The following is an 11,457-nucleotide window of genomic DNA, read 5'->3' as shown; positions in this document are numbered from 1 at the left end:
CATGCTTGACCGCGACAGGGGTCGGCTTGCACCCTCGGGGCTGTTCCGGTCACGAGGATTTGCCAGATGTCGCGCTATTGGGTCGCCTTCTATCGGGGTCGTGGAACGCTCGCCGACAAGATCGTGCGGGCGGCGACCCGGTCGCCGTTTTCGCATTGCGAGATGATCCGGCAGGACACACGCCCCGCGCGAGGCGACACCGTCACCTGTCTCAGCGCCTCGGCCCGTGACGGGGGCGTGCGCATCAAGGAGATCACGCTCGAGGACGGCAAGTGGGACATCTACGCCGTTCCCTGGGCCCGGCCCGACGCCTGGGACCGCGCCCTGGCCGAAGAGGGCCGCCCCTACGAGCTTTGGTCGATGGTGCTGAGCCAGCTCTTCAACTTCCGACGGCATTCCAGGGACAGGTGGTACTGCTCGGAGCTCATCGCCTACGCGCTCGGGCTCTCGATGCCCCATGCCAAGTCGCCCGGCGACCTGATGCGCGCGATCCACGATCACGTCGTGACGTGGAACGCGAGCCAGGTGGTCGCGCGTCCGCCCCGCCAGGGGATCATCGATGACGAGGACGAGATGGGCGCGATGGGCTGAGACCCGCGTGCAGGTCGGCGGTCACGCGAGGTGGCGCGCCGCCTCGTCGGCCACGATCCGTCCGATCAGCGCGCAATCGTCCAGATCGAAGGTCAGCGGCACGCGCATGTCCAGAAGCCCCGCCAGCGCGGCATCGGTGCGCGGCAGGCGCTGCGGCGCGAGATAGCCCCAATGCCGGTGCGCCGAGGTGAAGCCGACCGCGCGTTCGGCCCCGAACCACTTCCATTCGACGCCCCGCGCCGCGCATCCGGCGACGAAGGACGGCACGCGGGCCGGGTCGCCCGCGACCGCCTGGATCGACGAGCCGACATAGGCCTCGGCCTGGGGACGCGCGATGATGGCAAGACCGGGGGCCGCGCGGAATCCGTCCTCGAGCACGCGGTAGCGCGCGTTCCAGCGCTCCACCTGTCGGGGCAGGTCGGCGATTTGGGGCCGCAAGATCGCGGCCCGCAACTCGTCCATCCGGCCCGAGACATTCGGCACGGTCCCGGCGTGGCGCGCGAAGATTTCTGCGTCGGGGGCGGTGCCGTTGCGGTCGTAGAGCATGTAGCTCCCCGAAAGCAGGATCATCCGCGCGGCGAGGTCGGCGTCGTCGGTGACGATCAGCCCGCCCTCGCCCGAATTGACGTGCTTGTAGGTCTGGCAGGAATAGCACCCCACCGTGCCCCAGCGACCGGACGGCACGCCGCTCCAGGCCGCGCCCATCGTATGCGCGCAATCCTCGACCACGGCGACACCGGCGGCGTCGCAGATCGCCATCAGCGCCTCCATGTCCACGATATGACCGCGCATATGGCTCAGCATCAGGACGCGCGCGCCGGACGCGGCGATGCGCTCCGCGAGGTCGTCGAGGTCGAGGACGAGGGTCTCGGTCGTCTCGACCAGCACCGGCACCGCACCGACGGCGGCGATCGCACCGGGCACGGGGGCCAGCGTGAAGGCATTGGTGAGCACCGGATCGGCCGGCGCCACGCCAAGCGCCCGGAGCGCGCAGCCCATTGCGTAGCCGCCCGACGCCACCGCGATGCAATGGGCCGCACCGGTCTGGGCCGCGAACTCGGCCTCGAGCGCGGCGACCTGCGACGGCTCGGCCCCGTAGCGATGCAGCACGCCGGAGCGCATCACGTCGACGGCGGCGGCGATCCCCGCCTCGGGGATCGGCTCCTGCCGGGTGAAGGATTTGTCGAACCGTTCCATGCGCGGGCCAGCCTTGGTGACGCGCGGGGCGCGCGTCAATGTCGCGATCGGGCCAGACGGCAATGTCGGATAAGGCCAGAGAGGGTCGGATGGACGCGATCGACTTCCTGACGGACCGGGCGGCGTTACCGGTGGCGGTGACGGCGCAGGCGCGGCGCTGCCTTCTGGACCTCGTGGGCGTCGGCTGGGGCGGGTCGATCCTGCCGCTCGCGCAGATCGTCGCAGACCACGCCGCCGCGGACCTGCCGGGCACGGTCCCGCTGGCCTTCGACGCACGGACCGCGGCGCCGATGGGGGTGGCGCTGGCGGCGGGCATGACCATCGACGCGCTGGACGGCCATGACGGGGCGAATGCCACCAAGGGTCACGCCGGCTGCGGCCTGATCGCGGGGCTGCTGGCGGTGGTGCCGGACGCGATGCCGGGGGCGGCCGTGCTGGACCTCTTGGCGCGTGGCTACGAGGTGGCGCACCGCGCGGGTGTGACGCAGCACGCGACGTCGCCCGACTACCATACCTCCGGCGCCTGGGTCGCGGTGGCGGTTGCGGGGTTGGCGGCACGGGTCGCGGGGCTGGACGCCGGGGCGATGCGCGAGGCGATGGGCATCGCCGAATACCACGGCCCCCGCAGCCAGATGATGCGCTGCATCGACGCCCCGACCATGGTCAAGGACGGCTCGGGCCAGGGCGCGATGGTGGGTGTGCAAGCCGCCGCGCTGGCCGCGCGCGGCTTCACCGGCGCCCCGGCGCGCGTCTGCGACGGCCCGGCCTGGGACGACCTCGGGACGCGCTGGATGATCCACGAGCAGTACTTCAAGCCGTATCCCGTGTGCCGCTGGGCGCAGGCGCCGGTCGAGGCGGTGCTGTCCCTGCGCGGCGCGCTGGAGGCCCCCATCGAGACCGTCACCATCGAGACCTTCCACGAGGCGATCCGGCTCGCGGTCACCCGTCCAACCACGACCGAGGAGGCACAGTATTCGACGGCGTTCCCTGTCGCGGTCGCACTGGCGCGGGGCGGGATCGGGCCCCGCGACGTCTCGGGCGAGACCTTGACCGATGCGGCCGTGCTGGAGATCGCGAGCCGGGTTCGCTTCGTCGAGGACGCGGCCGCCAATGCCGCCTTCCCCGCGGTTCGGATGGCCCGCGCCCGGATCGTGGCGGGCGGGGTCGAGCATGTCAGCGCGTGGCACCGGCCCCGCTGGGATTCCGATGCGCCGCCGACAGATTCCGAGCTGGCCGCGAAGTTCGATCAGATCGTCGCGGGGATCGTCGCCCCGGCACGCGCCAATCGGTTGAAGACGATGCTTGCCAGCGACGATTGGACGATGGCCGATCTGCGCGCCGCGCTCCGGCCCTAGAGACCGACGAGGCGGAGCGCGTCCTCGAGCTGGCCGTAATCGTGCAGCAGCGCTTCGGGGGCGAGGTCTGCGACGTTGTTCGACCCCGGCCCGAAGGTCACGAGGATACAGGGCACGCCCGCCGCCTTGGCCGTGTCGCGGTCGGTCTGGGTGTCGCCGATCAGCACCGCGCGGGACGGCGTGCCGCCCACGGCCGCGACCGTTTCGGTCAGGTGGCGAGGATCGGGCTTGCGCACGGGCAGCGTGTCGGCCCCGAAGAGCGCGTCGAAATGGTGGCTCGCGTCCAGCGCGTCCATCAACTGCCGGGCCAGCCCCTCGGGCTTGTTGGTGCAGATCGCCACCGCGTCGCCGCCCTCGCGCAGCCGGGCCACCGCGTCCAGCGCACCCGGATAGAACACCGTGTGGCGCGCGATGTCGCGCCCGTAGGCGTCGAGAAGCGGCTGGAAGCCCGCATCGACCTCGGCCTCGTCGACCGCGCCAAGGCGCCCGAGCCCGAGGCGCAGCATCGCCCGCGCGCCGCGCAGCGCCGTCGCCCGGTCCTCGGCGGCGTCGGCATCCAGCCGCACGTCGCGGCCCAGATCGGCGAAGGCCACGTTGGCCGCAGCCAGCAGGTCGCCCGACGTGTCGCAGAGCGTCCCGTCCAGATCGAATATGACGGATCGTTTCATGATCGGGTGTCCTTTCGCCGACGCCTGACTTGCGACATGTGACCGCGCAGGTAGAACGGCTGCGCATCCAAGGGAAGGTTTCACATGTCCATCGCGTTGATCGTCCTCGCCGCCGGACAGGGCAGCCGGATGCAATCGGACCGCCCGAAGGTGCTGCACGAGGTCGCGCACGCGCCGCTTCTCGTGCACGCGATGATGGCGGGCGCGTCGCTCGATCCGGAGCGGACCGTGATCGTCGCGGGCCATGGCGGCGACGCCGTCGAGGCGGCCGCGACGTCCCATGATCCCGAAGCCGTCGTGGTGCGCCAGAGCGAGCAGCTCGGGACCGCCCATGCCGTGGCCCAGGCGCGGGCCGCGCTGGCGGGGTTCGAGGGTGATGCGATCGTGCTCTACGGCGACACGCCCTTCATCCGGCCCGAGACGCTGCAGGCGATGATCGCCGCGCGGCGCGACGGTGCGGGTGTCGTCGTGCTGGGCTTCGAGGCCGCCGAGCCCGGGCGCTACGGCCGCCTCGTGGCCCAGGGCGACCGGCTGGAGCGCATCGTCGAAGCCAAGGACGCGACGCCCGAGGAACGGGCGATCACGCTGTGCAATTCCGGCGTGCTCTGCGCGCAGGCCACGGTCCTTTTCGACCTCATCGACCAGGTCGGCTCGAACAACGCGGCGGGGGAGTACTACCTCACCGACATCGTCGGCCTCGCGCGGGCGGCGCGGATGTCGGCGCGCGTGGTCACCTGCCCCGAAGCCGAGACGATGGGCGTCAACACCCGCATGGATCTCGCTATGGCCGAAGCCGCCTTCCAGGCCCGCGCGCGTCATGCCGCGATGGAGAACGGCGCGACCCTCACGGTGCCCGAGACGGTGCAGTTCGCCCATGACACCCATCTGGGCCGCGACGTGGTGATCGAGCCGCATGTCGTCTTCGGCCCCGGCGTCACGATCGAGAGCGGCGCGACCATCCGCGCCTTCAGCCATCTGGAGGGCTGTCACGTCTCGGAGGGCTGTGTCGTCGGCCCCTATGCTCGCCTGCGACCCGGTGCCGAGTTGGATCGGGACGTCCGCATCGGCAATTTCGTCGAGGTGAAGGCCGCCAGCATCCACGAGGGCGCGAAGATCAACCACCTGAGTTATGTCGGCGACGCCGAGGTGGGCGCGCGTGCCAATATCGGCGCGGGCACCATCACCTGCAATTACGATGGCGTCTTCAAGCACCGGACGGAGATCGGCGCCGACGCCTTTATCGGGTCGAACACGATGCTGGTGGCGCCGGTCACGATCGGGGCCGAGGCGCTGACCGCCAGCGGATCGGTCGTGACCGAAGACGTGCCCGAGGGCGCGCTGGCGCTCGGGCGCGCCAAGCAAGTCAACAAGGCGGGGCTCGCGCGACGGCTGATGGCCAAACTGCGTGCCGCAAAGGAGGCACGCTGATGTGCGGGATCATCGGAATACTGGGCGACCACCAGGCGGCGCCGATCATGGTCGACGCCCTGAAGCGGCTGGAATATCGCGGCTATGACAGCGCCGGGATCGCCACCGTCAACGAGGGCAGGCTCGACCGACGCCGCGCCGTGGGCAAGCTGGTGAACCTCGCCGACCTCTTGGTGCACGACCCGCTGCCGGGCTTCGCAGGCATCGGCCACACCCGCTGGGCCACCCATGGCGCGGTCACCGAGGATAACGCCCATCCCCACCGCGCCGGGCGCGTGGCGGTCGTCCATAACGGCATCATCGAGAACTTCCAGGAGCTGCGCGCCGAACTCGGCGGCCCGTGGGAGAGCCAGACCGACACCGAGACCATCGTGCGGCTCTGCGAGCATCATCTTTCCGAGGGGCTGTCTCCGCGCGAGGCGGCCTTCGCGACCATCGACCGGCTGCGTGGGGCCTATGCGCTGTGCTTCCTCTTCGAGGGCGAGCCGGACCTTCTGATCTGCGGCCGCGAGGGGCCGCCGCTCGCCATCGGGCACGGGCAGGGCGAGATGTTCGTAGGCTCGGACGCGATCGCGCTCGCGGGGCTGACCGACCGGGTGACCTATCTCGAGGATGGCGACCGCGCCGTGGTGACGCGGGCGGGCGCGCAGGTGTTCGACGCCGAGCGCCGCCAGGTCCACCGCGAGACGCGGCGCGTGTCGGTCGAGGCCCGGCAGATGGAGAAGGCCGGCCACCGGCATTTCATGGCCAAGGAGATCCACGAGCAGCCGCAGACGCTGGCGCAGGTGATCGGCGCCTATACCGAGGGCGACCGCGTCGTACCCCCGGTCGAATACGACTGGGCGGCGACGGACCGCGTCCAGATGGTCGCCTGCGGCACCGCCCATATCGCCTGCACGGTGGCGAAATATTGGTTCGAGAGCCTCGCGCGGCTGCCCGTCGACGTCGATATCGCATCGGAATACCGCTACCGCGAGGGGCCCGTCGGCGCCGGGAACACCGCGCTCTTCGTCAGCCAGTCGGGCGAGACGGCGGACACGCTCGCGGCCCTACGCTACGCGCGCGGCAAGGCGCGGGCGATCGTCTCGGTCGTCAACGTAGCCGAGAGCAGCATCGCGCGCGAAAGCGATGTCGCCCTGCCCATACTCGCGGGCGTCGAGGTGGGCGTCGCGTCGACCAAGGCGTTCGTCAACCAGCTCGCCGCGCTCCTGGCGCTGGCGATCCGTGCGGGCGTCGACCGGGGCGAGATCGACGCCCACCGCGAGGCCGCACTGGTCGCAGGGCTCCGCGCGCTGCCCGGTCTCGTCAGCACCGCGCTCGGGATCGAGGACCGCTGCGAGGCGCTGGCCCACCGGCTGGCCGAGGCGTCCGACATCCTCTTCCTCGGGCGCGGGCCGATGTATCCGCTGGCCCATGAGGGCGCGCTGAAGCTCAAGGAAATCAGCTATATCCACGCCGAGGCCTATGCCTCGGGCGAGCTCAAGCACGGGCCCATCGCGCTGGTCGACCGCAGCATGCCGATCGTCGTCTTCGCGCCGGTCGACGCGCTCTTCGACAAGACCGTCAGCAACATGCAGGAGGTCATGGCGCGCGAGGGACAGGTCCTGCTGGTCACCGACGCCGACGGCGCCGCGCAGGCCTCCGAGGGGGTCTGGGAGGTGCTGGTGATGCCCAAGGTCGACTCGATCTTCGCGCCGATCCTCTATGCCATCCCGGCGCAGCTCCTCGCTTACCACACGGCCGTTCACAAGGGCACGGACGTGGACCAGCCCCGCAACCTCGCCAAATCGGTGACCGTGGAATGAGTGACGGCGACCTCAGCCTCGGGGATCGGAAGGACGCGATCCTTGCCGACCTGCGCGCGGCAGGGGACGCGACGCGCGCCGCGCGGGACCGGGCGGCCAACCGCACCGACCGCGAAACCTGGGGCGTGGCGCCCGACACGCTGAACGAGATGGCCAAGGCGCTGCGGGGGACGCTCTCGGTGGATCACCGCGTCATCATCTCCGACGCGCTCTGGCGGGCCGACGTGTTCGATGCCCGGATGCTGGCCTGCAAGCTTCTGACGCAGGCGCGCATCCGTCCCGATGATGGCGTCTGGTCCCTTCTGGAACGGTGGGTCCACCGGCTCGATTGCCGCGCGCTTGCGGATGCGGCGGCAGCGGCGATCACGCGGCGGCTTGCGGCGCGCCCGGAGCGGTTGGACCTGTTGGACGACTGGGCGACGGCCGCCAATCCCTGGACCCGTCGCACGGTGCTTGCGGGAACGACCCATCTGGCCCGCGCAAACCATCCATCCGAGCCCGAGCGGGCCGCACGCGAACGGGTGCTGGGCTGGGCCGCCGCGCTCCGCACCGACACCCGGCCGGTCATCGCACAGGCGGTCGAATCCTGGCTGCGCGATCTGGCCCGCAGGGACCCTGACCGCGTCGCCGCCTTCCGGGGCTGACGCCCGCAGCCTTGCCCCCACCCGTCGGCTCCCCTATGCCGCCCGCGACCCGGATCCAGAGGCAGACAGGCCATGACCCGTCTCGTGATGAAATTCGGCGGCACCTCCGTCGCCAATCTCGAGCGTATCAAGCGCGTCGCCAAGCGCGTGGGCGTCGAGGTTGCGCGGGGCCACGAGGTGATCGTCGTCGTCTCGGCCATGTCGGGAAAGACCAACGAGCTGGTCGGCTGGGTGAACGAGACCTCGCCCTTCTACGATGCGCGTGAATATGACGCGGTGGTGTCCTCGGGCGAGAACGTGACCGCGGGCCTTCTGGCGCTGGTGTTGCAGGAGAACGGGATCGACGCGCGGTCGTGGCAAGGCTGGCAGGTGCCGGTCCTGACCTCCTCGGTGCATTCGAGCGCCCGGATCGAGGACATTCCGCCGGCCAATCTCGATGCGAAGTTCGCGCAAGGCATGAAGGTCGCGGTCGTCGCGGGCTTCCAGGGCATCTCGCCCGAGGGCCGCATCACAACGCTGGGCCGGGGCGGGTCGGACACGACGGCCGTCGCCTTCGCCGCCGCCTTCGACGCGGTGCGCTGCGACATCTACACCGACGTGGACGGGGTCTATACGACCGATCCGCGGATCGTGTCGAAGGCCCGCAAGCTCGACCGGATCGCCTTCGAGGAGATGCTGGAGCTGGCCTCGCTGGGGGCCAAGGTGCTGCAGACGCGCTCGGTCGAACTCGCGATGCGCTACAAGGTGAAGCTGCGCGTGCTGTCGAGCTTCGAGGAACAATCGGACGACGCGGGCACGCTGGTCTGCGACGAGGAGGACATCATGGAATCGAACGTGATCGCCGGGGTCGCCTTCGTGCGCGACGAGGCCAAGATGACGCTGGTCTCGGTCGCCGACCGGCCGGGTGTGTCGGCCGCCATCTTCGGCCCGCTGTCGGAAGCGGGGGTGAACGTGGACATGATCGTCCAGAACATCGCCGAGGACGGGCGCACCGACATGACCTTCTCGCTGCCCGTCGATCAGGTGGCGCGCGCCGAGAAGGCCGTCGCGGCAGCCAAGGATCGGGGCGAGATCGACTATCATGACCTGATCGCCGATGAAGGCGTCTCGAAGGTCTCGGTCGTGGGCATCGGGATGCGCAGCCATGCGGGCGTCGCGGCGCGCATGTTCAAGGCGCTCTCGGACGAAGGCGTGAACATCAAGGTGATCACCACGTCCGAGATCAAGATCTCGGTTCTGATCGACCGGAAATACATGGAACTGGCCGTGCAGGCGCTCCACGACGCGTTCGAGCTCGAGACGGCCTGACCGTCGGGGCGCCTGCCCGGTCCCCCCGGACGCCCTCATGCGCCTTCCTCGGTCGCCCAATTCGGGTGCGGGGGCGACGTCATCGCACATCGATCGCGCAGCCGACCCTGAGGCAACGGACATCCCCGCGCCGCCCCCTCTCCCCAAGCGCGACGCGGCCCCGTATAGGGAACCCGAGGGAGCGACCAATTCAGATGCCCAAGTCGAAGGACACAGATAGCCGCAAGCTCTTGCGGCGGCTCAAGGCCGTCATGGCCGAGGAGGCGCAGGGGCAGGAGCGGCTCGACCGGATCGTTGACCTCGTGGCCGATTCGATGCGGACCGATGTCTGCTCGATCTATCTCAACCGCGATGCCGATACGCTGGAGCTGTGTGCGACGCGCGGGCTCAACGCGGATGCGGTCCACGTCACGCGAATGCGGCTGGGCGAGGGCCTCGTCGGCCGCGTCGCGCGGCGGCGGGTCTCGATCAACACGGCCAACGCGCCCGCGACGCGCGGATTCCGCTACATGCCCGAGACCGGCGAGGAGGTGTTCTCCGCCTTTCTCGGTGTGCCCGTGCAGCGTCTGGGCGAGCGGCTCGGCGTGCTCGTGGTCCAGTCGCGCGAGGCCCGAGAATACTCCGAGGACGAGGTCTACGCGCTCGAGGTCGTGGCGATGGTCCTGGCCGAGATGACCGAGCTCGGCGCCTTCGTCGGCGAGGGCGAGGCATTGCGCCCACGCCATGCACAGCAGGTGCTCTTGCGGGGCGTCACCGGGCAGGAGGGCTCGGCCGAGGGCGTCGTTCACCTCCACGACCCCCGCGTCGTCATCACCAACCCCGTCAGCGACGACCCCGAGGGCGAGCTGGTGCGCCTGCGCGAAGCGGTCGATGCGTTGCGCCTTTCGGTCGACAAGATGCTGACCCAGGCCAGCGGCGACCGCGAACAGACCGAGGTGATCGAGGCCTTCCGCATGTTCGCCTATTCGCGGTCCTGGCTCAGGCGGATGGAGGACGATATCGACGCGGGCCTCACCGCCGAGGCCGCCGTCGAGAAGGAACAGACCGCCGCGCGCGCCCGGATGCGCGATGCAGATCCCTACCTGCGCGACCGGCTCGCCGATCTCGACGACCTGTCGAACCGCCTTCTCCGGATGCTGACCGGTCAGGGGCGCGACAGCGTGGCCCTGCCCGACAATGCCGTTCTGGTGGCCCGCAACATCGGGCCGGGCGAGCTTCTGGAATACGGGCGCAAGCTGCGCGGTGTCGTCCTGGAAGAAGGCTCGGTGGGCAGTCACGCGGCCGTCGTCGCGCGCGCCTGGGCAATCCCGCTGGTGCTGCAGGCCGAGGGGATCACCACCGAGGCCCTGTCGGGCGACCCGATCCTCGTGGATGGCGACCAGGGCGTGGTGCATCTGCGCCCCGACGACATGGTCACCGCCGCCTTCCGCGAGAAGCTCGCGATGCAGGAGCAGGCGCAGCAGCGCTACGCCTCGATCCGAGACACCGAATGCGTCACCGCGGACGGGCACCGGATCGAGATGATGATGAACGCGGGCCTGATCGCGGACCTGCCCTCGCTGGCGGGTTCGGGCGCCGAGGGCGTCGGGCTTTTCCGGACCGAGCTTCAATTCCTGACACGCAACACCGTTCCCAAGCGCGGCCAGCTCGTCGAGATCTACAAGCGGGTGCTCGATGCCGCGCGCGGGCTGCCCGTGACCTTCCGGACGCTCGATATCGGCTCCGACAAGGTGCTGCCCTACATGAAGCCCACCGAGGAGCCGAACCCCGCCCTCGGGTGGCGCGCGATCCGTGTCGGGCTCGATCGGCCCGGCGTGATGCGGATGCAGCTTCAGGCCCTGCTCCGTGCGGCCGATGGTCGCCCGTCGCGCATCATGTTCCCCTTCATCGCACAGATGGAGGAGTTTATCGAGGCGCGGGACCTGCTCGTCCGACAGGTCGAGCGCGAGGCGGCGCTGGGCCACGCGGTCCCCTCGGATCTCAAGATCGGCGCGATGCTGGAAACCCCCAGCCTCGCCTTCGCGCCCGGCCGGTTCTTCGAGGCGGCGGATTTCATCTCGATCGGCGGCAACGACCTCAAGCAGTTCTTCTTCGCCGCCGACCGCGAGAACGAGCGCGTGCGCAAGCGCTACGACACGCTCAATGTCAGCTTCCTGTCGCTGATCGCGCAGATCGTGGCGCGCTGCGAGGCGGCGGGCACACCCGTCAGCTTCTGCGGCGAGGATGCCGGGCGCCCGGTCGAGGCCCTGTGCTTCGCCGCCATGGGACTACGCTGCCTGTCGATGCGCCCGGCTTCGATCGGGCCGGTGAAGCACATCCTGCTGCGCTCCAACCTCGCCGAGGTGCGCGACGTCATCGAAGCCTCCCGCGAGGCCGGCGAGCAATCCGCCCGGCCGGCGATCATGGAGTACCTCCGCTCGCGCTAGGCGTGTGCGACGCCCTGTCGCGGGGGCATCTCGAC

At 70.1% G+C, this 11,457-nt stretch carries 9 protein-coding genes; 7 read left to right on the top strand and 2 right to left on the bottom strand.

The genetic code is table 11. The features are described from left to right. Window positions 1–66 precede the first annotated feature (66 nt). On the top strand, window positions 67–591 hold the full coding sequence (locus tag Q0833_RS01175) for a hypothetical protein (RefSeq protein ID WP_298429397.1): 525 nt from the start codon (window positions 67–69) through the stop codon (window positions 589–591). A gap of 21 nt (window positions 592–612) precedes the next feature. Here the strand turns inward: Q0833_RS01175 and Q0833_RS01170 are convergent, their stop codons facing one another. Then, complete coding sequence (locus Q0833_RS01170) at window positions 613–1,788, bottom strand: DegT/DnrJ/EryC1/StrS aminotransferase family protein (protein WP_298429394.1); 1,176 nt, start codon at window positions 1,786–1,788, stop codon at window positions 613–615. 89 nt (window positions 1,789–1,877) lie between these two features. Between Q0833_RS01170 and Q0833_RS01165 the strand changes: the two genes are divergently transcribed. Next, on the top strand, window positions 1,878–3,143 hold the full coding sequence (locus Q0833_RS01165) for an MmgE/PrpD family protein (RefSeq protein ID WP_298429391.1): 1,266 nt from the start codon (window positions 1,878–1,880) through the stop codon (window positions 3,141–3,143). Here Q0833_RS01165 and Q0833_RS01160 read toward each other — a convergent pair. Continuing rightward, on the bottom strand, window positions 3,140–3,811 hold the full coding sequence (locus tag Q0833_RS01160; RefSeq protein WP_298429388.1) for an HAD-IA family hydrolase: 672 nt from the start codon (window positions 3,809–3,811) through the stop codon (window positions 3,140–3,142). The genes Q0833_RS01165 and Q0833_RS01160 overlap by 4 nt on opposite strands. Before the next feature lie 84 nt (window positions 3,812–3,895). On the opposite strand from Q0833_RS01160, the gene glmU reads away from it, so the two are divergent. The 5 genes from glmU to ptsP all read left to right on the top strand — a co-directional run bounded on the left by glmU (window position 3,896) and on the right by ptsP (window position 11,422). Further along, entirely contained in the window at window positions 3,896–5,239 is a 1,344-nt protein-coding gene (gene glmU / locus Q0833_RS01155; RefSeq protein WP_298429385.1) for a bifunctional UDP-N-acetylglucosamine diphosphorylase/glucosamine-1-phosphate N-acetyltransferase GlmU, read from the top strand. Continuing rightward, on the top strand, window positions 5,239–7,044 hold the full coding sequence (gene glmS, locus Q0833_RS01150) for a glutamine--fructose-6-phosphate transaminase (isomerizing) (RefSeq protein ID WP_298429382.1): 1,806 nt from the start codon (window positions 5,239–5,241) through the stop codon (window positions 7,042–7,044). Before glmU ends, glmS begins: the two co-directional genes overlap by 1 nt. Continuing rightward, entirely contained in the window at window positions 7,041–7,688 is a 648-nt protein-coding gene (locus Q0833_RS01145; protein ID WP_298429379.1) for a DNA alkylation repair protein, read from the top strand. Before glmS ends, Q0833_RS01145 begins: the two co-directional genes overlap by 4 nt. 72 nt (window positions 7,689–7,760) lie before the next feature. Then, window positions 7,761–8,996 carry an aspartate kinase gene (locus Q0833_RS01140; protein ID WP_298429376.1) on the top strand — a complete coding sequence of 412 codons (1,236 nt, stop codon included), beginning with the start codon at window positions 7,761–7,763 and terminating at the stop codon, window positions 8,994–8,996. 194 nt (window positions 8,997–9,190) lie between these two features. Further along, window positions 9,191–11,422 (top strand): phosphoenolpyruvate--protein phosphotransferase, encoded by a 2,232-nt coding sequence (ptsP, locus tag Q0833_RS01135; protein ID WP_298429373.1) that lies wholly within the window; start codon window positions 9,191–9,193, stop codon window positions 11,420–11,422. Window positions 11,423–11,457 lie beyond the last annotated feature (35 nt).

Source organism: uncultured Jannaschia sp. (assembly GCF_947503795.1).
Lineage (GTDB): Bacteria > Pseudomonadota > Alphaproteobacteria > Rhodobacterales > Rhodobacteraceae > Jannaschia.
The sequence above is the reverse complement of the archived record's forward strand: the minus strand, read 5'-3'. Positions and strand labels throughout refer to the sequence as shown.

Bases quoted from the DNA above. Each gene is read 5' to 3' on its own strand.
- Q0833_RS01175 (WP_298429397.1), top strand. From the start codon at position 67: ATGTCGCGCTATTGGGTCGCCTTCTATCGGGGTCGTGGAACGCTCGCC.
- Q0833_RS01170 (WP_298429394.1), bottom strand. From the start codon at position 1,788: ATGGAACGGTTCGACAAATCCTTCACCCGGCAGGAGCCGATCCCCGAG.
- Q0833_RS01165 (WP_298429391.1), top strand. From the start codon at position 1,878: ATGGACGCGATCGACTTCCTGACGGACCGGGCGGCGTTACCGGTGGCG.
- Q0833_RS01160 (WP_298429388.1), bottom strand. From the start codon at position 3,811: ATGAAACGATCCGTCATATTCGATCTGGACGGGACGCTCTGCGACACG.
- glmU (WP_298429385.1), top strand. From the start codon at position 3,896: ATGTCCATCGCGTTGATCGTCCTCGCCGCCGGACAGGGCAGCCGGATG.
- glmS (WP_298429382.1), top strand. From the start codon at position 5,239: ATGTGCGGGATCATCGGAATACTGGGCGACCACCAGGCGGCGCCGATC.
- Q0833_RS01145 (WP_298429379.1), top strand. From the start codon at position 7,041: ATGAGTGACGGCGACCTCAGCCTCGGGGATCGGAAGGACGCGATCCTT.
- Q0833_RS01140 (WP_298429376.1), top strand. From the start codon at position 7,761: ATGACCCGTCTCGTGATGAAATTCGGCGGCACCTCCGTCGCCAATCTC.
- ptsP (WP_298429373.1), top strand. From the start codon at position 9,191: ATGCCCAAGTCGAAGGACACAGATAGCCGCAAGCTCTTGCGGCGGCTC.